The following is a 24,924-nucleotide window of genomic DNA, read 5'->3' on the forward strand; positions in this document are numbered from 1 at the left end:
CGGCTGCCCGTCCACGCGTAGCGACACGCCACGCGTGTCCCACGCATCACCGTGCCGCGTTCGACTCCCCATCCACCGCGCGCCTGCCCAACGCCGGGTCATCGGTAAAGAACGCATCGATCCCGGTCGCCAGATAGGCGCGCATCTCCGCCACCGACCCGTCCGGGTTCCGCGCGTTCGCCTCGCCCTTGCGGTACTCGGCGGCCATGAACGAATTCTCCGGGCGGAACGTATACGGCACCACCATCAACCCCGCCGCATGCGCGTCGCGCACCAGCGTGGTCGGCGTGCCCAGGCGCCCGCTGGCGTCCAGCGGAATCACCATGCGCAGGCTCGGTCCGATCCCATCGGCATAGCCGGCAATCTGGTCCAGCCCGGCCGGGGTGATCATGTCGGCATAGCGCTGGCTGCCCTTTGCGGCCAGCACATCGCCCGGCTGCTGCTTCGGGTCGCCCAGCAGCTGCAGGAGGCGGATGTTGCTGTCCTTGCCCAGCGTGCTGCGCAGGTAGCGCAGGTTGCTGATCTCGAAGGACTGGATGGTCACCGGCGCCACGCGCGTATACGGGTTGGCCTGCAGGGTCCTCACCAGCAGGTCTTCCATCGGCAGGCCGATCCCCTTGAAGTAGGTGCCGTGCTTGATCTCCGGCACCAACCCGATGCCACGCCCGGCGCGGCCGGCCTGCTGGACCAGGAAGGTGATGATCTCGTCCAGCGTGGCAATCCGGAACTGGCCGTCGAACGCGGTGCTGCGCACCTGCGGCAGGCGCTCGCGCACGTACAGCGTCTTCAGCTCGGCCAAGGTGAAGTCTTCGGTGAACCAGCCTTCCACCCGCTCGCCGTCGATGGTCTTGACGGTCTTGCGGCTGGCGAACTCGGGGTGGGCCGCCACGTCGGTGGTGCCGCTGATCTCGTTCTCGTGGCGGGACACCAGCACCCCGTCCCGGGTCATCACTAGGTCCGGCTCGATGTAGTCGGCGCCGTCGGCAATGGCCTGGGCGTAGGCGGCCAGGGTGTGTTCGGGCAGCAGCGCGCTGGCCCCGCGGTGACCATAGACCGCCGCCTTGCGCGACACCGGGGTGGAGGATTCAGCGCTCATGGCCACCGATGGTGCCACGGCCAGCGACAACAGCAACGCACAACCCCACAACGACTTCGACACTGCAACACCCCTGTTGGTACCGCCCCGCCAGTGCGGCAAGGGCCGGAAAAGACGTGCGGCATTGTGCCGAGGTGGTGTTACAGCCGCAAGAAACGGTGATGCGGGACACGCATGGCGTGTCGCTACTTGCCGATGCAGAAGCTGGAGAAGATGCGGCCCAGCAGGTCGTCGGCGCTCATGCGTCCGGTGATCTCGCCCAGTGCTTCGTGTGCCAGCCGCAGTTCTTCGGCGGCGAGCTCCAGGTGTTCGTGCACCAGCTCGCTTTCGGCGCGTTCGGCGTGGCCGATAGCCAGGGTGATGGCTTCCACGTGACGCGCGCGGGCGGAGAACTCGCCTTCGACGCTGTCGCCTGCGCTGCCGCTGGCCAGTTCGCGCAGGCGGGTGTGCAGGCGCTCCAGGCCTTGGCCGGTGGCGGCCGAGACGTGCACGACGTTGGCGTCGATGTCGGCCGGCAGGGTCTCCAGCAGGTCGCTCTTGTTGTGGATCCACAGCTGCAGCGGGACGTCGACGATGGCGTCGGCCACCGCTTCATGGCCGGCCTGGGGATCGCGGGCGTCGAGCACGATGATGGCCAGGTCGGTGCGCTGCATCTCGGCGCGGGCGCGGCGCATGCCTTCGCGTTCGATGGCGTCTCCGCCTTCGCGCAGGCCGGCGGTGTCGACCAGGGTCAGCTCGAGGCCGTCGATGCGGATGGTTTCGCGCAGGGTGTCGCGGGTGGTGCCGGCAATGTCGGTGACGATGGCGCGTTCGCTGCCGGCTAGTGCGTTGAGCAGCGAGCTCTTGCCCGCATTCGGCGGACCGACCAGCACCGCGTGCAGGCCATCACGCAGGCGGCGACCGCGTTCGGCGTCGTCGCGCAGGGTGACCAGCGCGCGCATGACCTCGCCCAGCCCCTGGCGCACCTGATCGCCGCCCAGGGTATCCAGCGGTTCGTCGGCGAAGTCGATGGCGGCTTCCACATGGATGCGCAGGCGCACCAGCTGCTCACCGGCGTCCTCCACCCGGCGTGAGAACACGCCGTCCAGCGAACGACGCGCGGCACGCGCGGCGCGGGTGTCGCTGGCGGCAATCAGGTCGGCGATGGCTTCGGCCTGGGCGAGGTCGAGCTTGCCGTTGAGGAAGGCCCGCTCGCTGAACTCGCCGGGGCGCGCCTGGCGCGCGCCGAGCGCGATGCAGCGCGCCACCAGCTGCTGCAGCACGACCGGGCTGCCGTGGCCCTGAAGTTCCACCACGTCTTCGCCGGTGAAGCTGCGCGGATTCGGGAAATACAGGGCAATGCCGTCATCGAGGACCTCGCCGGCCGCATCGCGGAAGCGGGCGTAGTGCGCGTGGCGCGGCTGCAGGTTCGGGCAGCCCAGGTCCACGGCAATGCGCAGTGCCTGCGGGCCGGACACGCGCAGCATGCCCACGCCGCCGGCGCCGGGCGCGGTGGCGATGGCAACGATGGTCTCGGTGGTCGCGTTCATGGCTCAGAGCTTCTCCAGCTGGGCGCGGGCCTGCGCAGCGCCACTGCCCTGCGGCTGCAACGCCAGGTAGGTGGTGTAGGCCTGCTTCGCCTTGGCCTTGTCGCCCGCGTTGAAGTACGCGTCGCCCAGGTTGAGGTGGGCCACGGCGCGCGACGGGTCGATCTTCAGCGTGTTCTCCAGCCAGCGCGCGGCTTCAGCGTAGCGCTGCTGGCGGTAATAGACGAAGCCGAGGTTGTTGGCGGCCTGGGCGAAGTCCGGGCGCAGCTTGAGCGCCTCGGTGAACTGGGCCACCGATTCGTCGTAGCGCTTTTCGCGGTACAGCTGCAGGCCGCGGTCGTTGGCCTGCTGTGCGCGCTGGCGGTCGGAGGTCGGCACGGCGGACGGTACCACCAGCGTGCTCCTGCCGCCCTGCAGGTCGGCCACGGTGACCGGCGCCTTGTCGGGCGCGGCGTCCTTGGCGGCATCGACCTTGGTGTTCAGCGCGATGGCGTCTGCGGTGAGCTGGCTCGTGTCGGCATTAAGGTATTCCTGGCTGTCGGGCACCTGGAACACGAACTCGCCGCCCTGCGAACCGGGCAGACTGCCGAATGCCGGGGTCTGGCGGGAGACAGCCGACACCGCCGGTGCCACATAGGCGGCCAGCTCGGTGCCGGTGATCAGGCCGTCGCCATTGAGGTCGCCCTTCCCGGCCAGCGCCTGCAGCAGCACCCAGGTGAATACCGAATGGCCGTTCGGGCCACTGTCGGCCACCTGCTGGTCGCTGCCGCCGGCGGTGAGCATCTGGCGGGCGCTGCGGCGCGCGTTCTCGCGCAGGAAGGCCGACGAGGACGGACCGGCCCGGGTCAGGCCCAGGCCGCTGTAGCAGGCATCCATCACGAACATCACGTGCTTGGCCTGCATGCTTTCGGCGATGTTCTGGATGTCGGTCATGGCGATCGCGTCGGTGGCGAAGGCGTTTGGGTCCGAGTCGACCGGGATGATGTAGCCCAGGTCGCGGCCCGAGGCCAGGCGCTGGGTAGCGCCATGGCCGGCAAAGAACACGAACACGCGGTCGTTGCGGCCGGTGCGGTCATCGGCCAGGCGGTCGTGGAACGCGGCCAGGATGTTGTTGCGGGTGGCCTGCTGGTCCTTGAGCACGATCACCTGCGAGGACGGGAAGCCGAACTGCCCGGTGAGGGTGTCGGCGATGGCCTGCGCATCGTGGCTGGCGTACTCCAGCTTCGGCCACTTGGCATACTGGTCGATGCCGATAACGATCGCCCACGACTTCTCGTAGCCGGTGGTGACCGTGGCCTCGCTGGCGGCGGCATTGCGGGCGCGGCTGACGGTGAATTCGCGGCCGTTCCAGCCGGCGAACTGGTAACCCTCGGCGATCAGCCGGTCCAGGATCTGCGGCAGCGCCTTCACCGCACGGTCGTGGATGTCGTGGAACAGGATGATCCCGCGCTGTTCCTTCTGCACCTGGCCCAGCACGCGCTGCACGATCGACTCGGGCACCGGGTCGGCCCAGTCCATCGAATCGATATTCCACATGATCGACTTCAGGCCGGCTTCGTTGAGCAGCTGCAGGCCTTCGGCATTGCGCGCGCCATAGGGGAAGCGGAACAGCGGTGCGCGGCGCGTGTCCACATCCTTGAGCAGGGTGTCGGTGGCCAGCACCTGCTCGCGCAGCGCATCGCCGGTGGTGCGCGAGAGCTGGGCGTGGGTCAGGCTGTGGTTGCCCACGGCGTAACCCTGCTCCATCAGGTTGCGGCTGATGCCGGCCATCGGGCCCAGCTTGATGCTGCCATCGGCGTGCACCTCGCCGAGGTTGCGGCCGACTTCAAAGAACACGCCGGGCACGTCGTAGCGCTTGAGGATGGCGACGACCTCGTCGGTATAGGCCTTGTGCGGGCCGTCGTCGAAGGTGAGCACCACGGTCTTGGGCGGGAGGTCGCGGCCGAAGATCTCGCGGTCGCTGTCCTTCATCGACATCGGGTAGGGCTCGATCACGCCGTAATCGCGGAGGATCGCGTCGCGGCTGTAGTGCTTCTGCAGGTGCGCGATGTAGTCCACCCACTTCTCGCGCTTCAGTTCAATCGCACGGGTGCGGTCGAAGCGGCTGAAGATGCGGGTGATCTCCTGGTTGTAGTTGCGCTCGATCTCATCGAGGGCGTCCAGGTCTTCGCCGATGCGCTGGTGCAGCTTCACCGCCGGCAGCGAGGAGTCGGCGCCGACGCGCTCGTGCAGGTCGCGCAGGACTTCGCGGAACGCCAGGCGGTCGGCGTCGAACAGCTCCGGGGCCGATTCGATGTAGTCCAGCACCGTGCCGAGGGTGGTGAAGCGCTGCGGGTTGGCAGTGCGCAGCAGCTGGTCGAACTGGGTGGCAATTTCCGTGCGCAGCTCCAACCCGTCGTGGAACAGCTGCTGGCCGATGCGGCTGGAGGTCTCGCGATCGCGCGCGGACTGTTTCTCTTCATCGGCGAGCAGCACGATGATGCGGCGGTGGCCGTCGAGCTGCTTCTGCAGGGCGGCCAGCAGGGGGGCGGCGGCGGGATCCGCAGCAGCAGCGGCCTGCGCGCTGGGTTGCCGCGGCGTGGTTGCGCCCGGGGCCGGGCTGTCCGTGTTGTTTCCGCAGGCGGCGATGGCCAGGGTCAGCAGTGCGGCGATGGAAAAGCGGAACAGCGACGGCGCGCGGGGCATGGGCAATCCATTGGGGGTGCAGCGGGTGGCGTGCCCGCGATTGTATCGCCGGCAAAGAAAAACCCGCCGGGTGGCGGGTTTTTCCGATTATTTCTTGGCGGGTGCCGGCACCGGGTCGCTGCCGTGGCGCTTGGTCATCCACCACTGCTGCAACAGGCCCAGGCCGCCGTTGACCACCCAGTACAGGACCAGGCCGGACGGCATGAAGGCCATCATGACGCCGAAGATCAGCGGCATCATCTGCATCATCTTGGCCTGCATCGGGTCCATGCCCGGGGCCGGGGTCAGCTTCTGCGTGGCCCACATCACCGCCACGTTGATCACCGGCAGGATGAAGTACGGGTCGCGCGCGGTCAGGTCCTGGATCCAGCCGAGCCACGGCGCCTGGCGCAGTTCCACCGATTCCACCAGCACCCAGTACAGCGCGAAGAAGATCGGCATCTGGATGAGGATCGGCAGGCAGCCGCCCATCGGATTGATCTTTTCCTTCTTGTACAGCTCCATCATTGCGGTCTGGAACTTCTGGCGGTCATCGCCATAGCGCTCCTTGAGCTGCGCGATGCGCGGCTGGAAGCGACGCATCTTCGCGCCGCTCTTGTACTGCACCGCCGACAGCGGGTAAAGCACCAGCTTCAGCAGCACCACCAGGCCCACGATGGCCCAGCCCCAGTTGTTGACGACCTTGTGGACCTGGTTCAGTACCCAGAACAGGCCCTGGCCGATCACGGCCATGATCGAGAAGCGGCTGTAGTCGACGACGCGGTCCAGGCCCGGCACGTCTTCCTTGGCGATCTGGTTGACCAGCTTCGGACCCACCCACAGGCGCGCCTCGGTGCTGGCCGTGCTGCCCGGGGCCACGGTGAACGCCGGGCCGGTAGCCTGGATCTGGTCGCGGCCGTCATGCTGGGACAGCTGGTAGTTCGCGGCCTGGTCCTTCTGCGGCACCCACGCGGTGAAGAAGTGGTGCTGAAGCATCGCCACCCAGCCACCGGTGACCTGCTGGTTCAGCGGGCCGTCTTCCAGGAAGTCCTTGAACGCACGACGCTGGTACTTGCCGTCGTTGTCGAACCAGGTCGCGCCGTTGAAGCTGAACGAGTCCGGATTGGTCATGCTGCGCGAGAGGATGGTCGGGGTACGGTCCAGGGTGCGGTACACGTAGCCGCTCCACGGGGTGGTACCGGCATTGACGACCTCGTCCTTGACCTTCACCGCGTACTCGTTGCGGTTGACGGTGAAGGTACGGCGGATGGTCACGCCGTTCGGGCCGTTCCACACGAACGGGATCTGCAGCTCGTTCTGGCCCTTGGCCAGCACGAAGTCCTTCGCATCGCCGACCAGGGTGAAGCCGCTGGCTTCCGGCACCGGCATGCTCTTGTCCTGGCTGGTCCAGCCGGTCACCGCGCGGTACGGGTGGGCCGGGTCTTCGGTCAGCAGGCGGACCGGCGGGCTGCCTTCGGCCTTGGTCTGCGGGAACTGCAGCAGCTCGGCGTCGAGCACGTTGCCGCCATCGAGCACCAGGCGCAGCACGTCGGTGGTGACGGTCACGCGCGGGGCGCCGGCAGCGGCCGCGGTGGCCTGCACGGCCGGGGCGCTGCCCGGCGCCTGCGGCACGTTGGCGCTGGGCACGGTGCCCGCAGCACCCGGCACGGTGCCCTGGGTCTGGGCGGCAACCGGTGCGGTCGGGGCCGGCGCGGTCTTGTCGCGCCCCCACTCCGTCCACAACAGGATGGCCACCATCAGCCAGGCAACAATCAGGAAAACGCGGGTCTGGTTCATCAGCGTGCAGGCTCGACGGGGCTGGCACCAGGTGCCGGCTCGGACTGGGAAGGGGGTAGCGGCGGCATTGTGCCGTCCGCAGCGGGCATGGGCAATGCGCCCAGCCGGCGCAACAGGCGCTCGAAGGCCTGGCGGATCTCGGTATTGCTTGCGGTGCGGGCCGCGCTGCGGGCTACCACGACGTAGTCGCCGGCAGTCATCCACGGTCGCAGGTGGCGTGTGGCCTCGCGCAGCACACGCTTGATGCGGTTGCGACCCACGGCTCGGGGATCGACTTTGCGCGAAACGGCAAGACCCAGCCTGGCTGGCGTGTCGCTCTTCAGCCAGTGCAGGGTCATCAGCGGTTCGGACACACGGCGGGCGCCGTCGAAGACCGTTGTATATTCGGCACGCGTACGAACCCGCGCCGAGCGAGGGAATCGCTTGCGCGGGTCGGAACTGCTCACAGTCAGGATTGCGTCTGCCGCGGGAAGCGGCATCGCAATCAAGCGCTCAGGACTTTACGGCCCTTGGCGCGGCGACGCGACAGGATCTTGCGGCCGTCAGCGGTCTTCATACGGGCACGGAAGCCATGGTCGCGCTTACGCTTGAGGTTGCTGGGTTGGAAAGTGCGCTTGGTGGCCATGCGGGGCCTCTATGAAGGGGACGGAAAGAGCCGGAAAGTCTATAGGGCTGCATATGGCCGCGTCAAGCCTGTGTCACTACGGGATTTCATCGGCCTGTGCAATAGCTGTGGATCATTTTGTGAATAACTTCGGGACAAGCATTCCCGGACCCGGGCGTCGGTGGTAGTCTGCGCCATCCATTCTTTCCCCTTCCGGCCTGCGCTGCTGCGGTTTTCCACGCGCATGCGCCGGCCCCAGACGATTATTGCCGATGGATGCCTGGTCACGTTGCCTCGAACGCCTTGAGGCGGAGTTCCCGCCCGAAGATGTTCACACCTGGTTGAAGCCGCTGCAGGCCGATCTGCGCGTGGACAGCTTGGTGCTGTATGCCCCCAATGCCTTCATCGTGGACCAGGTCCGGGCGCTGTACCTGCCCCGGATCAAGGAACTGATGCTGCATTTCTCCGGTTCGGGCGACGTTTTTCTTGATATCGGCTCGCGTCCGCGCGCCGTGGAGGCGCAGATCGCGCCGATTTCGGCCGTTTCCGCGCCTGCCGCGCCGGCCGAGCCGCTGGTGCCGTTCGCCGGCAACCTGGATTCGCACTACACCTTCGCCAACTTCGTGGAAGGCCGCAGCAACCAGCTGGGCCTGGCTGCGGCGTTCCAGGCGGCGCAGAAGCCCGGCGACCGCGCGCACAACCCGCTGCTGCTGTACGGGGGCACGGGCCTGGGCAAGACCCACCTGATGTTCGCCGCCGGCAACGCCATGCGCCAGGCCAATCCGGCTGCCAAGGTGCTTTACCTGCGCTCCGAACAGTTCTTCAGCGCCATGATCCGGGCCTTGCAGGAAAAGACCATGGATCAGTTCAAGCGCCAGTTCCAGCAGGTCGACGCGCTGCTGATCGACGACATCCAGTTCTTCGCCGGCAAGGACCGCACCCAGGAAGAGTTCTTCCACACCTTCAACGCCCTGTTCGACGGCAAGCAGCAGATCATCCTGACCTGCGACCGGTACCCGCGCGAAGTGGAAGGCCTGGAAGCGCGCCTGAAGTCGCGGCTTGCCTGGGGCCTGTCGGTCGCGATCGAGCCACCGGACTTCGAGACGCGCGCGGCGATCGTGCTGGCCAAGGCCCGCGAGCGCGGTGCGGAGATTCCCGACGATGTGGCGTTTCTGATTGCCAAGAAGATGCGCTCCAACGTGCGCGACCTCGAGGGCGCGCTGAATACCCTGACCGCCCGCGCCAATTTCACCGGCCGCGCGATCACCACCGACTTCGCCCAGGAAACCCTGCGCGACCTGCTTCGCGCCCAGCAGCAGGCGATCAGCATTCCCAACATCCAGAAGACCGTGGCCGACTACTACGGGCTGCAGATCAAGGATCTGCTGTCCAAGCGTCGGACCCGCTCACTGGCCCGTCCGCGACAGGTCGCCATGGCCCTGACCAAGGAACTGACCGAGCACAGCCTGCCTGAGATCGGCGATGCCTTTGCCGGTCGCGACCACACCACGGTGCTGCATGCGTGCCGGCAGATCCGGACGTTGATGGAGACCGACGGCAAGTTGCGGGAAGACTGGGACAAGCTGATCCGGAAGTTGAGCGAATGATGCACGCACGCCACCCAAGCGTCATCGCATAAAACGGTGCAAAATCCGGGTGTAAGCGAGGGACAGGTTGTGGATAAAAACGCCGTTTGAGTCGGGCCGATTTTTATCCACAGCTTTCCCCACCCCTTGGGGGGCAGTAGTGCAGAGGGTTTGAAGGCTATAAAGCTCTTTATTTACAAAGACTTAGCTATGTTTTCCAGCGATTCTGGCACTACCATCACCACCAAGCTTTTGATTTATTCCACATTTTTTTAAAGCATAGGGGCACGGAACCACATGCGTTTCACACTGCAGCGCGAAGCCTTTCTCAAGCCGTTGGCACAAGTCGTCAACGTGGTCGAACGCCGCCAGACCTTGCCGGTTCTGGCTAATTTCCTGGTCCAGGTCCAGAACGGCCAGCTTTCGCTGACCGGTACCGACCTGGAAGTGGAGATGGTGTCGCGGATCGCGGTGGAAGATGCCCAGGACGGCGAAACCACCATCCCGGCACGCAAGCTGTTCGAGATCATCCGCGCCCTGCCCGATGGCAGCCGGATCACCGTCTCGCAGAGCGGCGACAAGATCACCGTCCAGGCCGGGCGCAGCCGTTTCACCCTGGCCACCCTGCCGGCCAACGACTTCCCGTCGGTGGACGAAGTGGAAGCCACCGAGCGCGTAGCCATTGGCGAAGCGACCCTGAAGGAGCTGATCGAGCGCACCGCGTTTGCTATGGCCCAGCAGGACGTCCGCTACTACCTCAACGGTCTGCTGTTCGACCTGCGCGGTGATGCCCTGCGCACCGTGGCCACCGACGGCCATCGCCTGGCGCTGTGCGAAACCGACCTGGAAAAGGCCAGTGGCGCCAAGCGTCAGATCATCGTGCCGCGCAAGGGCGTGACCGAGCTGCAGCGCCTGCTGGAAAGCGGCGATCGCGAGATCGAGCTGGAAGTTGGCCGCAGCCACGTCCGGGTCAAGCGCGACGATGTGACCTTCACCTCCAAGCTGATCGATGGCCGTTTCCCGGATTACGAGGCCGTGATCCCGATCGGCGCCGACCGCGAAGTGAAGGTGGATCGCGAAGCCCTGCGTGCCTCGCTGCAGCGCGCCGCGATCCTGTCCAACGAGAAGTACCGCGGTATCCGCGTGGAAGTGTCGCCGGGCAACCTCAAGATCAGCGCGCACAACCCGGAGCAGGAAGAAGCCCAGGAAGAGATCGAAGCGGACACCACCGTCAGCGACCTCGCCATCGGCTTCAACGTGAACTACCTGCTTGACGCGCTCTCGGCCCTGCGCGACGAGCATGTGGTCATCCAGCTGCGCGATTCGAACTCCTCGGCTCTGGTTCGTGAAGCCAGCAGCGAGAAGTCGCGTCACGTGGTGATGCCGCTGCGCCTCTGACCTGTTCCACGTGGAACAGCGATGAAAAGAACCCGGCCATGCGCCGGGTTTCTTTTTGCCTGGACGTTCCACGTGGATCATTGGGTAGGAGCACCCCGCGTGTCCGAGGTACCCGACCAGCCCGTAGAGACACGCCATGCGTTTCTGGCTCTTCAACCGATTCGAAACCGCCCGGTAGAGCCACGCCCTGCGTGGCTGTTCTCCACCACGTGTCCAGGTCGCCGGCCTGAACGCAGACACGCATGGCGTGTCCCTACCGGGTGCCCCCGGATCACAGCTCTATGCTTTAAAAACTGTATATAAATCTAAAGCTAGGTGGTGATGGTAGGGCCAGATCTGGTTGAAAACTACCTTATCTTATTGAATTTAAAGAGAAATATAGGCCTGAAACCCCCTGTAAAAAGGCCCCTGAAGGTGGGGGTCAGCCTGTGGATATGTTTCAGCGGTGGATTTGGCGGGATTTTTATCCACAACCTGCCCAGCGCTTGTGCATAAGTCATACAGACTGCGTGTGGGTAAGTCGAACCGCATTGCGCTGGATGTTTCACGATCTGTGGAACCTTGCCGGGGCATTGCTCGCAGATTTCAAAGAATTTGGTCCTGGGATCAACCGATGTCCTTCCACAGCCGCTTCGCAAAGCCTCAAATTCTTTGAAATCTGCAAGGCAGAGGCCCTGCCCGTCCTCCAGATTTGAAGGAATTCCGGGTTGGGAAACGCCATGCATGCCCGGTGAAGAGCAGCCACGCAGGGCGTGGCTCTACCGGTTGGTTTCGATCCGGTCGGAAAAGCAGACACGCATGGCGTGCCTCTACAATGGCGGGATGCATATCCGCCGTCTTTCCCTCCACAACGTTCGTCGCTTCGACAGCGTGGAACTTGCTCCACAACCTGGCATCAACCTGATTACGGGCGACAACGGCGCCGGCAAGACCAGCGTGCTGGAAGCCCTGCATGTGATGGCCTATGGGCGGAGTTTCCGTGGGCGGGTGCGCGATGGCCTGGTGCGACAAGGGTTGGAGGCGCTGGATGTCTTCGTCGAGTGGGACGAACAGCGCGCTGGCGCCGATTCGCCCACACGGCGCAAGGCGGGCCTGCGGCATAGCGGCCAGGACTGGAAAGGCCGGCTGGATGGCGAAGACGTCGCCCAGCTGGGAAATCTGTGCGCGGCGCTGGCAGTAGTGACCTTCGAACCTGGGAGCCACGCACTGGTGAGTGGTGGCGGTGAACCACGTCGCCGCTTCCTCGATTGGGGACTGTTCCACGTGGAACCAGACTTCCTGGCACTGTGGCGGCGTTATTCGCGCGCGCTCAAACAGCGCAACGCCCTGCTCAAGCAGGGCGGGCACCCGCACGCGCTGGATGCCTGGGACCACGAGCTGGCCGAGGCGGGCGAACCCCTCACCAGCCGCCGTCAGCACTATCTGGACAGACTGCAGGACCGTGCGATCAGCCTGGCGCAGGACCTGGCGCCGAACCTGGGCATCCAGTCGCTCAGCCTCAGCCCCGGCTGGCGCAAGCAGGACCTGTCCCTGTCCGACGCCCTGCTGCTGGCCCGGGACCGCGATCGCCTGGCGGGTTACACCTCGGTCGGTCCGCACCGCGCAGACTGGAGCGTGGGTTTCGCGAGCATTCCGGGCCGGGACGCGCTCTCACGTGGGCAGGCCAAGCTCACCGCCCTCACCTGCCTGCTGGCCCAGGCCGAGGACTACGCCGAGCAGCGCGGCGAATGGCCGGTGATCGCGCTCGACGACATCGCCTCCGAGCTCGACCGCACCCACCAGGCCCGGGTGCTGGACCGTCTGCGGACCGGCCCGGCGCAGATCTTCATCACCGCCACCGAAACACCGGCAGCACTCGAAGGCCGCGCCGACATCACCCGGTTCCACGTGGAACATGGGCAGGTTCAGCCTGTGCCATAGTGCGGGCAGGGGCGGAAGCGCCCGGCTGGTATAATTGCTGTTGCAACCCCTAAACCCATCGGCGCCCTGCCCCAAGGCGGTGGCCCGACCTGCGGAGCCTATGGCAAGCGCGATGACTGAAGAACAGAACACTCCGGCACCTACCGGCAATTACGACGCCAACAGCATCACCGCACTGGAAGGCCTGGAGGCGGTCCGCAAGCGCCCCGGCATGTACATCGGCGACGTCCATGACGGCACCGGTCTGCACCACATGGTGTTCGAAGTCGTCGACAACTCGATCGACGAAGCGCTGGCCGGCCATGCCGACCACGTGGCCGTGACGATCCACGCCGACGGCTCGGTCTCGGTGTCGGACAACGGCCGCGGCATTCCCACCGGCAAGCACGCGCAGATGAGCCAGAAGCTCGGTCGCGAAGTCTCTGCTGCCGAAGTGGTCATGACCGTGCTGCACGCCGGCGGCAAGTTCGACGACAACAGCTACAAGGTGTCCGGCGGCCTGCACGGCGTGGGCGTCAGCGTGGTGAATGCGCTGTCGCAGAAGCTCACCCTGGACATCTTCCAGGGCGGCTTCCACTACCACCAGGAATACGCCGATGGCGCAGCGGTCAGCCCGCTTGCGCAGGTCGAAGCCAGCAGCAAGCGCGGCACCACCCTGCGCTTCTGGCCGTCGGTCACCGCGTTCCACGACAACGTCGAGTTCCACTACGAGATCCTGGCGCGTCGCCTGCGCGAACTCTCGTTCCTGAACTCCGGGGTCAAGATCGTGCTGGTCGACGAGCGCGGCGATGGCCGTCGCGACGACTTCCACTACGAAGGCGGCATCCGCAGCTTCGTCGAGCATCTGGCCCAGCTGAAGACCCCGCTGCATCCGAACGTGATCTCGGTGGTTGGCGAATCCAATGGCATCACCGTGGACGTGGCGCTGCAGTGGACCGATTCCTACCAGGAAACGATGTACTGCTTCACCAACAACATCCCGCAGAAGGACGGCGGTACCCACCTTGCCGGCTTCCGCGGCGCGCTGACCCGCGTGCTCAACAACTACATCGAGCAGAACGGCATCGCCAAGCAGGCCAAGATCAACCTGACCGGCGATGACATGCGCGAAGGCATGATCGCGGTGCTGTCGGTGAAGGTGCCCGACCCCAGCTTCTCCAGCCAGACCAAGGAAAAGCTGGTCAGCTCGGACGTGCGTCCTGCCGTGGAAAGCGCGTTCGGTACCCGTCTGGAAGAGTTCCTGCAGGAAAACCCGAACGAAGCCAAGGCCATCGCCGGCAAGATCGTCGACGCCGCCCGTGCACGCGAAGCCGCCCGCAAGGCGCGCGACCTGACCCGTCGCAAGGGCGCGCTGGACATCGCCGGCCTGCCCGGCAAGCTGGCCGACTGCCAGGAAAAGGACCCGGCGCTGTCCGAACTGTTCATCGTCGAGGGTGACTCCGCAGGTGGTTCGGCCAAGCAGGGCCGCAACCGCAAGAACCAGGCGGTACTGCCGTTGCGCGGCAAGATCCTCAACGTGGAACGCGCACGCTTCGACCGCATGCTCGCCTCCGACCAGGTCGGTACCCTGATCACCGCGCTGGGCACCGGCATCGGGCGTGACGAGTACAACCCGGACAAGCTGCGTTACCACCGCATCATCATCATGACCGACGCCGACGTCGACGGCGCGCACATCCGTACGCTGCTGTTGACCTTCTTCTACCGGCAGATGCCGGAGCTGATCGAGCGTGGTCACGTCTACATCGGCCTGCCGCCGCTGTACAAGATCAAGCAGGGCAAGCAGGAGCTGTACCTGAAGGACGACCCCGCGCTGGACGCCTACCTGGCCAGCAATGCGGTGGAAAACGCCTCGCTGATTCCGGCCGAGAACGAGCCGGCCATCGAAGGCGTGGCGTTGGAGAAGCTGCTGCTGGCCTACGCCTCGGCGCAGGAAGCGATCGGCCGCAACGCCCATCGCTACGACCGCCAGCTGCTCGAAGCCCTGGTCGACTTCACCCCGATGGACCTGGAGCACCTGCGCAAGGCCGGCGAAGGCGAAGGCCTTTCCGCATTGGCTGCGCGTCTCAACCAGGGCAGCCTGGGCTCGCCGCGCTTCAGCCTGGAACTGCAGGAACCCACCGAAGAGCGCCCCGCCGCCGTGCTGGTCACCCGTCGCCACATGGGCGAGGTGCTGATCCAGGTGCTGCCGCTGGCCGCGTTCGAGACCGGCGAACTGCGTGCCCTGCACCAGTCGTCGCTGCTGCTGCACGGCCTGATCCGCAGCGGTGCGAAGATCGTGCGCGGCGCCAAGTCGTCGGAGATCAGCGGTTTCGCCGACGCGCGCAACTGGCTGCTGGACGAAGCCAAGAAGGGTCGCCAGATCCAGCGCTTCAAGGGCCTGGGCGAAATGAATCCGGAACAGCTGTGGGACACCACGGTGAATCCGGATACGCGTCGCCTGCTGCAGGTACGCATCGAAGATGCCGTGGCCGCCGACCAGATATTCAGCACCCTGATGGGCGATGTGGTGGAGCCGCGCCGCGACTTCATCGAAGACAACGCCCTGCGGGTCGCCAATCTGGATATCTGACACAATCGGGCCAGGGCCGGCCGGTTGCGACCTGCAACCGGCCCGGCTGCCGCCTCTTGCTGCCAGGAACCCGATGTCCGCTACCGCCCCGGCGTCCACGACGCCTCCGCTGCCCCCCGCCGTTCCCAAGGCGCCTCAACGGAAGCCCGGTTCCCCGATCGCGGGGTTCCTGATCGATCTCGGTATCGGCACGCTCGCCCTGCTCGGGTTGAGCATGGCCAGCGGCCTGCTGTGGGGCATGTACCGCGCGATCATCGTGGTGCGCGACACCGGCGCGCAGCCGGCGGAAGCACTCGCCCAGCACGTGGGCCAGCCCGGCGCACTCGCACAGATCCTGATGGCCCTGTTCGCCACCGGTGGTGCGGCGGTGTTCCTGTACTTCCTGCGCCGGCGCGCCGATGCCGCCGAACGCAGTGCCTCGTTCGAAGCTGCGCGCCGTCCCTCGACCTGGGGCTGGACCCTGCTGGTGGCCACGTGCGTGGTGATCGGCAGCAACGGCATTGCGTGGCTGGCCCGGCAGGCCGGCATCGAACCGGTGCCCACCAACCTGGCCCTGATGGAACAGGCGCTGGCCCGATTCCCCTGGTTCCTGGCCCTGTTTGCGATCGTGCTGGCGCCGGCCTACGAAGAGCTGCTGTTCCGCCGCGTGCTATTCGGTCGCCTGTGGAAGGCCGGTCGGCCGTGGTTGGGCATGCTGCTCAGCAGCCTGGCCTTCGCATTGGTCCATGAAGTGCCCGGCACCAGCGCCAACGGCCCGTGGGAAATCGCCCAGCTGTGGCTGGTGTACGGCGGCATGGGGGCTGCGTTTGCCTGGCTGTACCAGCGCACCGGCACGTTGTGGGCGCCGATTGCCGCGCATGCGCTGAACAACGCCATCGCCTTGGCCGCGTTGGTTTTCCTGGGCATCCACTGACATGACACCGGCTTGACGAAACCTTACGTACGGTCAGCGACACTGCTGACATGAACACGGGAGTTCCGCCTTGAAACCGTTGCTGCTTGGACTGGTCATTACCCTGCTGGCCACCGGCTGCGCCACTACCACCTCGCCTACAGGGCGCAGGCAGATGGTGGGCGGCGTTTCCCAGGCCGACCTGGACCAGCTCGGTGCCAAGGCGTTCGCCGAAACCAAGCAGAAAGAGAAAATCAGCACCGACGGCCGCCAGAACGGCTATGTGCAGTGCGTGGTCAATGCGCTGGTTGCGCAGTTGCCCCCTCAGTACCAGGGCGTACGGTGGGAAACCGCCGTCTTCGTAGATGCCGAGCCAAACGCGTTTGCGCTGCCCGGCGGCAAGGTCGGGGTCAACACCGGCATCTTCACCGTGGCCAAGAACCAGGACCAGCTCGCAGCCGTGATCGGGCACGAGATCGGCCATGTCATCTCGCGCCACCACGAAGAACGCCTGACCCGCCAGATGGGCGCGCAGACCGGCCTTGCCGTGCTTGGCGCGCTGGCCGGCGCGGCCTACGGCGACGGCGCCGCCAGCACCGTCAACCAGCTCGGTGGCGCAGGCGCACAAGCGGCGTTCCTGCTGCCCGGCTCACGCACCCAGGAAAGCGAGGCTGACGTGGTCGGCCAGCGGCTGATGGCCGAGGCGGGCTTCGACCCGGCGCAGGCGGTCAACCTGTGGCAGAACATGATGGCGGCCAGCGGCGGTCGTTCCCCGCAGTGGTTGTCCACCCACCCCGACCCGGCCAACCGGATCCGCGAACTCCAGCGCGACGCACCGGCACTGAGCGGCGTATTCCAGCGGGCGCAGGCCGCCGGACGGCGCCCCAAGTGCGGGTGATTCGACTAAAGGATGCTGTGCCGCAGCATCGGAAACGATTTCTCACGCCACCAGTTTCTGATACGTTTGGCGGCTCAGATTTTTCTGACAGTCCGTTTTGATGCCGCCACGGCGGTTTGACCGAGGTGAAAGATGATTCTCCGCAACCCAAAGCAAGCCGTGCTTACCGTACTCATCGCGACCGCCCTCGGTGGCGTCGTGGTCACTGACGCCATCGCGCAGTCCCGCGGCACCGACCGCAGCGCCGATCGTCGGGGTGGCAAGAAGGACCAGGCCAAGGCCGAAGTCCTGTACCCGAACGCCACCCGCGAAGAGCCGAGCGTCAAGGCCTCGCCGAAGCTGGGCAAGCAGCTGCAGAAGCTGATCGACAGCTACAACGATCAGAAGTTCCCGGAGACCCTGGCCGCGGCCAATGAAATCCTGGCCAACAGTGCTGCCAATACCTACGACAAGTCCCTGGCTGCCCAGCTTGCCTCGCAGGCGGCCTATCAGTCCGACGACAGTGCGGCTGCCATCGGCTACCTGAAGCAGGTGCTGGAATTCAACGGCCTGGACAACAACGGCCACTTCCAGTCGATGCTGATGCTGGGCCAGCTGCAGATCCAGGACGACAAGACCGCCGAAGGCCTGGCCACCCTGGACAAGTACTTCGCCGAATCCAAGTCCAACAAGCCGGAAGAGCTGATCATCAAGGGCCAGGCCCTGTACCAGCTCGAGCGCTATCAGGAAGCCATCCCGGTGATCAAGGCGGCCATCGCTGCCAGCACCACGCCGAAGGACAACTGGAACCAGCTGCTGATGGGCGCCATGGCCGAAGCCGGCCAGACCGGTGAAGCGGTCAAGGAAGCCGAAGCCCTGGCGGCCAAGAACCCGAACGACAAGAAGGCCCAGATGAACCTGGCCAGCATGTACCTGCAGGCCGACCAGATGGCCCAGGCCGCTGCGGTCATGGACAAGCTGCTGGCGGCCGGTCAGCTCACTGAAGAACGTGAGTACAAGCAGGCCTACTCCATCTACGCCAACACCGAGAACCAGGAAAAGAAGGTCATCCAGGTCATCGATGACGGCCTGGCCAAGGGTGTGCTGAAGCCGGATTACCAGGTTTACCTGGCCCTGGCCCAGGCCAACTACTACATGGACCCGCCGCAGGTGGAAAAGGCGATCGACGCGTGGCAGAAGGCCGCCCCGCTTTCCAAGGACGGTGAGACCTACCTGAATCTGGCACGCGTCTTGCACTCAGAAGGTCGCGTTCCGGAAGCCAAGCAGGCTGCACAGCAGGCGCTGGCCAAAGGTGTGAAGAATCAGGCAGATGCCAAGAAAATCATCAACCTGAAGTAAGTAGGAATAACGCCTGAACGCCTGCGCAGGTGATGCGCAGGCGCTCAGGATTGGTATAAGCTTGGAGGTTCCTGCGGTGTCATGCACCGCTGATCATGGGTTACCTGCCCCGGGTACCCGGCCCCACTAATGAGCTCTTGGCGCATGACGGAACAACTAGTCGTTCACAGGTACGAACAACGCGATGACACCGGCCTCAGCTGGCCGCGCATCGTGGGTATCGCCTTTGTAATCGCATTGCATCTCGCCGCCCTGATGCTGCTCCTCATTCCTGCCGTGGCCCCCAAGGCCGTCGCGGAAAAGGAACGCAACATCATGGTGACCCTGGTCGACGCTCCGCCGCCGCCCCCACCGCCGCCGCCGCCGCCGCCGCCGACCGAACAGCCGCCGCCGCCGGTGAAGAACCTGTCGCCGCCGAAGCCCTCGCCGGTGCCGCCGCCGCCGCAGGCGCCGGTGATCGACGTGCCGGAACCGCGTCCGAACGACATCGTCACGCCGCCGAGTCCGCCGAGTCCGCCGCAGCCGCCGAGCTCCATCGAGGCCAGCGTCGATATCTCGTCGAAGGCCATGAATCCCCCGCGTTACCCGCCGGCTGCATTCCGCGCAGGTATCCAGGGTGAAGTCATCCTGATCATTGATGTCGATGCCGCCGGCAACGTCACCAATGTGACGGTCGAAAAGTCCAGCCGTAACCGCGATCTGGACCGTGCCGCGATGGAAGCCGCCCGTAAATGGCGCTTTAACGCTGCCGAATCGGGCGGGAAGAAAGCTGCAGGTCGCGTCCGCGTCCCGGTCAACTTTGCGCTGAATTGATGGGTCGGGTGGCCTGGGCCACCCACCCCTCACTTGAACCTAGCTACAACATTCATCACCACACACAACAAAGGTAAGCGTCATGCTGCAGGAACTCTTCATCGCCGCTGCTGCCGGGGGCAACCCGTCGAATGCCCTCTCGCAGATGGGCTTCGAGCATCTGATCCACGAAATGACCTCCAAGCCGGGCGACTTCGCCGTCTCCTGGGTCGTGCTTCTGACCCTGGTGATCATGTCGGCCATGTCCTGGTACTGGACCGTCATCAACATCTTCCGCGCTACCCGTCTGAAGAGCGCTGCTGACAAGGTCGTGAGCCTGTTCTGGGATACCCCGAACGCCCAGGACGCCATCCGTGCGATGGAAGAGCAGCCGGCTTCCGAGCCGTTCTCGAAGATCGCCCTGGACGCTGCGCAGGCTGCTGCCCACCACCAGCGTGCCGAAGGCGGCGCCACCGGTGGCCTGGGTGAAAACCTGAGCCGTTCGGAGTTCGTCGACCGCGCCCTGCGTCAGGCCGTGACCCGCGAAAGCAACAACCTGCAGTCGGGCATGACCCTGCTGGCCACCGTCGGCGCAACCGCTCCGTTCGTCGGTCTGCTCGGTACCGTGTGGGGCATCTACGGCGCGCTGATCAAGATCGGTGCAACCGGTTCCGCCTCGATCGACGCCGTTGCCGGCCCGGTGGGTGAAGCCCTGATCATGACCGCCATCGGTCTGTTCGTGGCAATCCCGGCCGTGTTCGCCTTCAACTTCTTCAGCAAGATCAACAGCGCCACGATCAGCAAGTTCGATACGTTCGCTCACGACCTGCACGACTTCTTCGCCACCGGTTCGCGCGTCCGCTAATTGCGACGCGCTGTACCCAGCGAGAACGTAGTCAACACGATCTAGACGGAGCCCGTTATGGCTTTCAGTAGTGGTAACAGCGGCGGCCCCATGGCCGACATCAACGTTACGCCCCTCGTGGACGTGATGCTGGTGCTGCTGATCATTTTCATCATCACGGCGCCCCTGATGTCCCACAAGGTCAAGGTCGAACTGCCCGAGGCCAACCTGGTGCAGAATCCGGAAGATGCGGCCGACCGCAAGGGTCCGATCACCCTGGCAGTCAAGGAAGACGGCTCCATCTTCTGGAACGACGAAGAAATCGACAAGCAGACTCTCGAGTCGCGCCTGGCGACCGCCGCCCAGCAGACCCCCCAGCCCCCGCTCAATCTGCGTGGTGACCGCACCACCAAGATGCGTGTCATCAACGAGATGACCAAGATCGCGCAGGAGCAGGGCATGCTCGACGTTGGCTTCGTTGCCACCAAAGAGAAGGGGCAGTAAGCCATGGCATTCAGTTCTGGTGGTGGCAAGGGCCCAATGGCCGACATCAACGTTACGCCCCTCGTGGACGTGATGCTGGTGCTGTTGATCATCTTCATCGTTACCGCGCCGATCATGACGTACCCGATCGCCGTGGACCTGCCGCAGCGCGTGCTCAACCCACCGCCGCAGCTGGTCGAACCGCCGCCGCCGATCGAGCTGCGGGTGGACGCCAGCAACCAGGTGTTCTGGAACAACAGCCCGGTTGCAGTGGGCGAACTCCAGCAGCGCATGGAGCAGGAAGTGCAGCGTGACCCGACCAACCAGCCCGAGCTGCGCATCGACGCCAGCCCGGACTCCGAGTACGACGTGATGGCCAAGGTTTTGGCTGCCGCGAAGAATGCTCAGATGAAGAAGATCGGGTTCCAGCAGCAGCAGTAATACGCAACACCAAGTCATGACGCGACTGGAAAGCGCCCCTGGAAACAGGGGCGCTTTTTTTGTGCGCGCACCGGACACCCGCGTCCGGCTATGATCCGCGCATGCTTGCCACCTACCCCGCTCTTGCCGACTGGCTCCACTGGATGGATGCGATTCCGCACCTGCGTCCGCTGATGATTGCCGCCTATGTGCTGTACCTGCTGTGGCTGATCGGCTGGATCATGCTGCAGAAGCGCGAGCCGGTCGCCACGCTCAGCTGGATCCTGTCGCTGGCGGCCCTGCCCTACCTCGGGCTCTTCATCTATTACCTGCTGGGCCCGCAGAAGGTGAAGCGCCAGCGCCTGCGGCGCGGCCGTGCGCGCTCGGGCATGGAGCACTACAACAGCGTGTGCCCACCCGATGCCGACTGCACCGAGCTGGCCAAGATCGGCCAGGCCACCACCGGGCTGGCGCCGAGTTCGGCTACCGAAGTGGAATGGCTGGTCGACGGCGCGCAGACCTATGCCGCCCTGTTGAAGGCGGTGGCACAGGCACGCGACCACCTGCATGTGGAGTACTACATCTTCAACCCCGACCACGCCGGCACCGCGCTGCGTGATGCACTGGTCGAACGCGCCCGCGCCGGTGTGCGCGTGCGCCTGCTGCTGGATGCGGTCGGCTCGTCGTCGATCCGCAAGCGTTTCCTCAAACCGCTGCTCGATGCGGGCGCGGAAGTGGCCTGGTTCCATCCGCGGCAATTGCTCAAGCCGTTCAAGCGGCCGTGGATGAACATGCGCACGCACCGCAAGCTGGTGGTGATCGACGGCCGCGTTGCGTTCACCGGTGGCATCAACATCACCGATGAGGAAGACGAAAGCCGCAACCCGAATGCCTACCGCGACCTGCACATGCGCCTGGCCGGGCACGTGGTGCGCAGCCTGCAGCTGGTGTTCGTCGAAGACTGGATCTACGCCACCGGCGAGCCCAAGGAACGTTTCAACATCGCGCAGCTGTGGCCCAACGACATGCCGGCGCGCAAGGACGGTGCCATCACCACGCAGGTGCTGGTATCCGGGCCGGACTCTTCATGGGAAACCATCCATCGCCTGCAGGTTGCAGCCATCCACGAAGCGCGCGAACGGGTGTGGCTGGTGACCCCGTACTTCGTCCCGGGCGAAGCCGCGCGCATGGCGCTGACCTCGGCCGCGCTCGGTGGCCTGGACGTGCGCCTGCTGGTGCCGAAAATGAGCGACTCCTGGTTCGTCACCCAGGCGGCGCGCTCCTACTTCGACGAGCTGCTGCAGGCCGGGGTGAAGATCTACGAGTATGGCCCGCGCATGCTGCACACCAAGGCCTTCATTGCCGACCACGACGTGTGCATCGCCGGCAGTGCCAACTTCGACCACCGCAGCTTCCGGCTCAACTTCGAGCTTTCGATGATGATCAGCAACGAGGCCTGCGTGGCCGAGCTGGAGAAGATCCTCATTGCAGAGTTCGCCGCTTCCAGCCCGGTCCGCAACGACCGCCGCCGCTCGCTGTGGCTGCACCGGGTTCCCGAGGCCTTCGCCCGCCTCGCCTCGCCGCTGCTGTAGGCACCGCCACGTGGAACCGGGCCCGGCAGCGGCGCTACACTGGCGCGGTCAACCGGGGAGAATGACAATGTATTGGCTGTTCATGCTGCTGGCGATCGGCTGCTTCGCCTTCGCCGTCAAAACGCCCTCGACCGGGCTGATGATGCTTTCACTGTTCGGCGCCCTGCTGTTCCTGTTGGCCTGGGTCCGTGGCCGCTATGTCGCCACCTTCGGCGGCAGCCAGCGCGACACCGGCAGCGAGATCTACAACGCCATCGACCCCACCGAACTGCGCCGGTTGCGCGAGCAGGCGCAGGCCCGCCGCGACGCCGAACGCGACCCGAACGACCTGCCCCCGAGCCCATGACCCAGCTCAGCGTCAACGTGAACAAGATCGCCGTCCTGCGCAACTCGCGGGGCGGCCACGACCCGGATGTGGTGCAGGCGGCGACCGCCTGCCTGGACGCCGGTGCGCATGGCATTACCGTGCACCCGCGGCCGGACCGCCGGCACATCCATGCCGAGGACGTGATCGCGTTGTCCGCACTGACCCGCGCCCGTGGCGTGGAATTCAACATCGAAGGCAACCCGTTCGCCCCGCCGCGCCCGGGCTATCCCGGCCTGCTCCCGCTGTGCGAGCAGACCCGGCCGGCGCAGGCCACCCTGGTGCCGGACGGAGACGGCCAGCTCACCTCCGACCACGGCTTCGACTTCGGTCGCGACGCCGAGCGGCTGCGCCCGCTGATTGCCGAACTGAAGTCGTATGGGTGCCGGGTCAGCCTGTTTGTCGACGCTGGTAACCCGGACATTGCACAGGCGGCCGTGATCGGTGCCGACCGTATCGAGCTCTACACCGGCCCGTACGCCGAAGCCCACGCGGCGGGCGATGCCGCGGTGATGCTGGCGCTGTTCGCCGAGGCCGCGCGCACGGCGCAGGCGGCGGGGTTGGGGGTGAATGCGGGGCACGATCTTTCGCAGGACAACCTGCGGGACTTCCTGCAGGCGGTCCCCGACGTGCTGGAGGTTTCGATCGGGCACGCACTGATCGGGGAGGCGCTTTACGCCGGGCTGGACGCTACGGTCAAGCGGTATCTCGCGCTGGTTTGAGATGGCTTTGACACGCATGGCGTGTCACTACGCGGTCGGGCCATGCCGCATATCGGCGCCCATGACGACCGCGCAAACCGCGTAGCGACACGCCATGCGTGTCCCACGGAAACCCTCCCGAAACCAGGAAACGTTTCCCTGTGGATAACCATGGGGAGAAACCCCAACCGGTTCATCCAGAACCCAACCGCCACAACGCTTCCCCTTCCAAACGCGGCTGTGGTTAGTAATACTACTAACCCTTGAACACCCGATTCCCGCCCGCTTCCGCCGCCCAGACGTCTCAGTCAATGAGACGCCCCAGCCCTACCCTGTAACCACATGGGTATCGCAATCAAAGGCCGCGGCTCCACCACGCACCTGGCAGGCCGTTTCGAGGTCACCGTCAGCGAAGCCATGGACGACGGCTGGGAACCGGACACCCGCGAAGAATTCGCCGCCCCGCGCCTGCGTACTGAAGTCCGCGCCGAAACCGCGCGCAGCATCATCAGCCGCAACAAGTCCCCCGACGTGGGCTTCAGCCAATCGGTCAATCCCTACCGCGGTTGCGAGCACGGCTGCTCCTACTGCTTCGCCCGGCCCTCGCACGCGTTCCTCAACCTGTCCCCGGGCCTGGACTTCGAAACCAAGCTGTTCGCCAAGACCAACGCGCCGCAGCTGCTGCGCAGGGAACTCTCGCGCCCGGCCTACACGCCGCAACCCATTGCGCTGGGCATCAACACCGACGCCTACCAGCCGATCGAACGCAAACTCAAGCTGACCCGACAGCTCATCGAAGTGATGCTGGAAACCCAGCACCCGTTCTCGCTGATCACCAAGAACGCCCTGGTGGAGCGCGACATCGACCTGCTCGCGCCGCTGGCGGAAAAGAACCTGGTCAGCGTGCACTTCTCGGTCACCTCGCTCGACCCGCATCTTTCGGCACGGCTCGAACCCCGCGCCTCCGCACCGCACGCACGCCTGCGCGCCATGCGCCGCCTGCATGACGCCGGCATTCCTGTCGGCGTGATGGTGGCCCCGGTCATTCCCTGGATCAACGACGCCGAACTGGAAGCGGTACTGGAAGCGGCGCGCGACGCCGGCGCCAGCACCGCCGGCTACGTGCTGCTGCGCCTGCCACTGGAAGTCGCCCCGCTGTTCCGCGACTGGCTCGACACCCATCACCCCGACCGCGCCGCGCACGTGATGAGCACCATCAACCAGTTGCGCGGCGGTAAGGATTACAACAGCGAGTTCGGCACCCGCATGCGCGGCGAAGGCGTCTACGCCGATCTGCTCTCGCACCGCTTCAAACTGGCGCGCCGGCGGCTCGGCTTCGATGCGCAGAACAGCCACTGGCCGAAGCTGGACTGCACCAGGTTCGTGCGACCGCTTCCGCCGCGCGAAGACTCGCCACAGGGTTCATTGTTCTAGCCA

Annotated in this window: 21 protein-coding genes; 15 read left to right on the top strand and 6 right to left on the bottom strand. The window is 65.5% G+C overall.

Going from position 1 to position 24,924, the window contains the following annotated elements:
• Positions 1–46: 46 nt before the first annotated feature.
• The 6 genes from HGB51_RS18045 to rpmH all read right to left on the bottom strand — a co-directional run bounded on the left by HGB51_RS18045 (position 47) and on the right by rpmH (position 7,708).
• Positions 47–1,096 (bottom strand): glycerophosphodiester phosphodiesterase, encoded by a 1,050-nt coding sequence (locus HGB51_RS18045; RefSeq protein ID WP_070208056.1) that lies wholly within the window; start codon positions 1,094–1,096, stop codon positions 47–49.
• A gap of 185 nt (positions 1,097–1,281) precedes the next feature.
• Positions 1,282–2,625, bottom strand: a complete 1,344-nt coding sequence (gene mnmE, locus HGB51_RS18050; RefSeq protein ID WP_070208040.1) for a tRNA uridine-5-carboxymethylaminomethyl(34) synthesis GTPase MnmE — start codon at positions 2,623–2,625, stop codon at positions 1,282–1,284.
• A gap of 3 nt (positions 2,626–2,628) precedes the next feature.
• On the bottom strand, positions 2,629–5,307 hold the full coding sequence (locus tag HGB51_RS18055) for a polysaccharide deacetylase family protein (RefSeq protein WP_070208039.1): 2,679 nt from the start codon (positions 5,305–5,307) through the stop codon (positions 2,629–2,631).
• A gap of 87 nt (positions 5,308–5,394) precedes the next feature.
• The gene (gene yidC, locus HGB51_RS18060) at positions 5,395–7,083 is read right to left on the bottom strand and encodes a membrane protein insertase YidC (RefSeq protein ID WP_070208038.1); all 1,689 of its coding nucleotides are present in this window, start codon (positions 7,081–7,083) and stop codon (positions 5,395–5,397) included.
• A complete protein-coding gene (rnpA, locus tag HGB51_RS18065) occupies positions 7,083–7,562 on the bottom strand; it encodes a ribonuclease P protein component (protein ID WP_084738968.1) in 480 nt (159 codons plus the stop codon). The genes yidC and rnpA overlap by 1 nt, the downstream gene beginning before the upstream one ends.
• Positions 7,563–7,567: 5 nt before the next feature.
• Positions 7,568–7,708, bottom strand: a complete 141-nt coding sequence (gene rpmH / locus HGB51_RS18070) for a 50S ribosomal protein L34 (protein WP_006404565.1) — start codon at positions 7,706–7,708, stop codon at positions 7,568–7,570.
• A 251-nt stretch (positions 7,709–7,959) separates the two neighbouring features.
• Here rpmH and dnaA point away from each other — a divergent pair, with 251 nt between their 5' ends.
• The 15 genes from dnaA (at position 7,960) to HGB51_RS18145 (ending at position 24,921) form a co-directional block, all read left to right on the top strand.
• The gene (gene dnaA / locus HGB51_RS18075; protein ID WP_070208037.1) at positions 7,960–9,294 is read left to right on the top strand and encodes a chromosomal replication initiator protein DnaA; all 1,335 of its coding nucleotides are present in this window, start codon (positions 7,960–7,962) and stop codon (positions 9,292–9,294) included.
• Positions 9,295–9,570: 276 nt separating this feature from the next.
• Positions 9,571–10,671, top strand: a complete 1,101-nt coding sequence (gene dnaN, locus HGB51_RS18080) for a DNA polymerase III subunit beta (protein ID WP_070208036.1) — start codon at positions 9,571–9,573, stop codon at positions 10,669–10,671.
• A gap of 822 nt (positions 10,672–11,493) precedes the next feature.
• Positions 11,494–12,591 (top strand): DNA replication/repair protein RecF, encoded by a 1,098-nt coding sequence (gene recF, locus HGB51_RS18085; RefSeq protein WP_070208054.1) that lies wholly within the window; start codon positions 11,494–11,496, stop codon positions 12,589–12,591.
• Between the two features lie 112 nt (positions 12,592–12,703).
• Positions 12,704–15,163, top strand: a complete 2,460-nt coding sequence (gyrB, locus tag HGB51_RS18090; RefSeq protein ID WP_070208035.1) for a DNA topoisomerase (ATP-hydrolyzing) subunit B — start codon at positions 12,704–12,706, stop codon at positions 15,161–15,163.
• 73 nt (positions 15,164–15,236) lie between these two features.
• Positions 15,237–16,076, top strand: a complete 840-nt coding sequence (locus HGB51_RS18095; protein ID WP_070208034.1) for a CPBP family intramembrane glutamic endopeptidase — start codon at positions 15,237–15,239, stop codon at positions 16,074–16,076.
• A 70-nt stretch (positions 16,077–16,146) separates the two neighbouring features.
• A complete protein-coding gene (locus tag HGB51_RS18100; RefSeq protein WP_070208033.1) occupies positions 16,147–16,953 on the top strand; it encodes a M48 family metallopeptidase in 807 nt (268 codons plus the stop codon).
• Positions 16,954–17,085: 132 nt separating this feature from the next.
• On the top strand, positions 17,086–18,291 hold the full coding sequence (locus HGB51_RS18105) for a tetratricopeptide repeat protein (RefSeq protein ID WP_070208032.1): 1,206 nt from the start codon (positions 17,086–17,088) through the stop codon (positions 18,289–18,291).
• A gap of 144 nt (positions 18,292–18,435) precedes the next feature.
• Entirely contained in the window at positions 18,436–19,104 is a 669-nt protein-coding gene (locus tag HGB51_RS18110) for an energy transducer TonB (RefSeq protein ID WP_070208031.1), read from the top strand.
• Positions 19,105–19,186: 82 nt separating this feature from the next.
• Complete coding sequence (gene exbB, locus HGB51_RS18115) at positions 19,187–19,948, top strand: TonB-system energizer ExbB (protein ID WP_068848033.1); 762 nt, start codon at positions 19,187–19,189, stop codon at positions 19,946–19,948.
• Positions 19,949–20,005: 57 nt separating this feature from the next.
• Positions 20,006–20,431 (top strand): ExbD/TolR family protein, encoded by a 426-nt coding sequence (locus tag HGB51_RS18120; protein ID WP_171966918.1) that lies wholly within the window; start codon positions 20,006–20,008, stop codon positions 20,429–20,431.
• A 3-nt stretch (positions 20,432–20,434) separates the two neighbouring features.
• Positions 20,435–20,851, top strand: a complete 417-nt coding sequence (locus HGB51_RS18125) for an ExbD/TolR family protein (protein ID WP_102947117.1) — start codon at positions 20,435–20,437, stop codon at positions 20,849–20,851.
• 101 nt (positions 20,852–20,952) lie between these two features.
• Positions 20,953–22,422: a cardiolipin synthase gene (cls, locus tag HGB51_RS18130; protein WP_070209676.1), complete on the top strand. Its 1,470-nt coding sequence runs from the start codon at positions 20,953–20,955 to the stop codon at positions 22,420–22,422.
• A gap of 67 nt (positions 22,423–22,489) precedes the next feature.
• On the top strand, positions 22,490–22,768 hold the full coding sequence (locus HGB51_RS18135) for a hypothetical protein (protein WP_070209677.1): 279 nt from the start codon (positions 22,490–22,492) through the stop codon (positions 22,766–22,768).
• Positions 22,765–23,508, top strand: a complete 744-nt coding sequence (locus HGB51_RS18140; protein WP_070209678.1) for a pyridoxine 5'-phosphate synthase — start codon at positions 22,765–22,767, stop codon at positions 23,506–23,508. Before HGB51_RS18135 ends, HGB51_RS18140 begins: the two co-directional genes overlap by 4 nt.
• A 321-nt stretch (positions 23,509–23,829) precedes the next feature.
• Entirely contained in the window at positions 23,830–24,921 is a 1,092-nt protein-coding gene (locus tag HGB51_RS18145) for a PA0069 family radical SAM protein (RefSeq protein WP_070207780.1), read from the top strand.
• Positions 24,922–24,924 lie beyond the last annotated feature (3 nt).

It is taken from the genome of Stenotrophomonas bentonitica (assembly GCF_013185915.1).
GTDB lineage: Bacteria > Pseudomonadota > Gammaproteobacteria > Xanthomonadales > Xanthomonadaceae > Stenotrophomonas > Stenotrophomonas bentonitica.

Bases quoted from the DNA above. Each gene is read 5' to 3' on its own strand.
- rnpA (WP_084738968.1), bottom strand. From the start codon at position 7,562: ATGCCGCTTCCCGCGGCAGACGCAATCCTGACTGTGAGCAGTTCCGAC.
- HGB51_RS18145 (WP_070207780.1), top strand. From the start codon at position 23,830: ATGGGTATCGCAATCAAAGGCCGCGGCTCCACCACGCACCTGGCAGGC.
- recF (WP_070208054.1), top strand. From the start codon at position 11,494: ATGCATATCCGCCGTCTTTCCCTCCACAACGTTCGTCGCTTCGACAGC.
- HGB51_RS18095 (WP_070208034.1), top strand. From the start codon at position 15,237: ATGTCCGCTACCGCCCCGGCGTCCACGACGCCTCCGCTGCCCCCCGCC.
- HGB51_RS18120 (WP_171966918.1), top strand. From the start codon at position 20,006: ATGGCTTTCAGTAGTGGTAACAGCGGCGGCCCCATGGCCGACATCAAC.
- HGB51_RS18055 (WP_070208039.1), bottom strand. From the start codon at position 5,307: ATGCCCCGCGCGCCGTCGCTGTTCCGCTTTTCCATCGCCGCACTGCTG.
- HGB51_RS18140 (WP_070209678.1), top strand. From the start codon at position 22,765: ATGACCCAGCTCAGCGTCAACGTGAACAAGATCGCCGTCCTGCGCAAC.
- HGB51_RS18135 (WP_070209677.1), top strand. From the start codon at position 22,490: ATGTATTGGCTGTTCATGCTGCTGGCGATCGGCTGCTTCGCCTTCGCC.
- cls (WP_070209676.1), top strand. From the start codon at position 20,953: ATGCTTGCCACCTACCCCGCTCTTGCCGACTGGCTCCACTGGATGGAT.
- HGB51_RS18125 (WP_102947117.1), top strand. From the start codon at position 20,435: ATGGCATTCAGTTCTGGTGGTGGCAAGGGCCCAATGGCCGACATCAAC.
- HGB51_RS18105 (WP_070208032.1), top strand. From the start codon at position 17,086: ATGATTCTCCGCAACCCAAAGCAAGCCGTGCTTACCGTACTCATCGCG.
- mnmE (WP_070208040.1), bottom strand. From the start codon at position 2,625: ATGAACGCGACCACCGAGACCATCGTTGCCATCGCCACCGCGCCCGGC.
- dnaN (WP_070208036.1), top strand. From the start codon at position 9,571: ATGCGTTTCACACTGCAGCGCGAAGCCTTTCTCAAGCCGTTGGCACAA.
- rpmH (WP_006404565.1), bottom strand. From the start codon at position 7,708: ATGGCCACCAAGCGCACTTTCCAACCCAGCAACCTCAAGCGTAAGCGC.
- yidC (WP_070208038.1), bottom strand. From the start codon at position 7,083: ATGAACCAGACCCGCGTTTTCCTGATTGTTGCCTGGCTGATGGTGGCC.
- HGB51_RS18045 (WP_070208056.1), bottom strand. From the start codon at position 1,096: ATGAGCGCTGAATCCTCCACCCCGGTGTCGCGCAAGGCGGCGGTCTAT.
- HGB51_RS18110 (WP_070208031.1), top strand. From the start codon at position 18,436: ATGACGGAACAACTAGTCGTTCACAGGTACGAACAACGCGATGACACC.
- gyrB (WP_070208035.1), top strand. From the start codon at position 12,704: ATGACTGAAGAACAGAACACTCCGGCACCTACCGGCAATTACGACGCC.
- dnaA (WP_070208037.1), top strand. From the start codon at position 7,960: ATGGATGCCTGGTCACGTTGCCTCGAACGCCTTGAGGCGGAGTTCCCG.
- exbB (WP_068848033.1), top strand. From the start codon at position 19,187: ATGCTGCAGGAACTCTTCATCGCCGCTGCTGCCGGGGGCAACCCGTCG.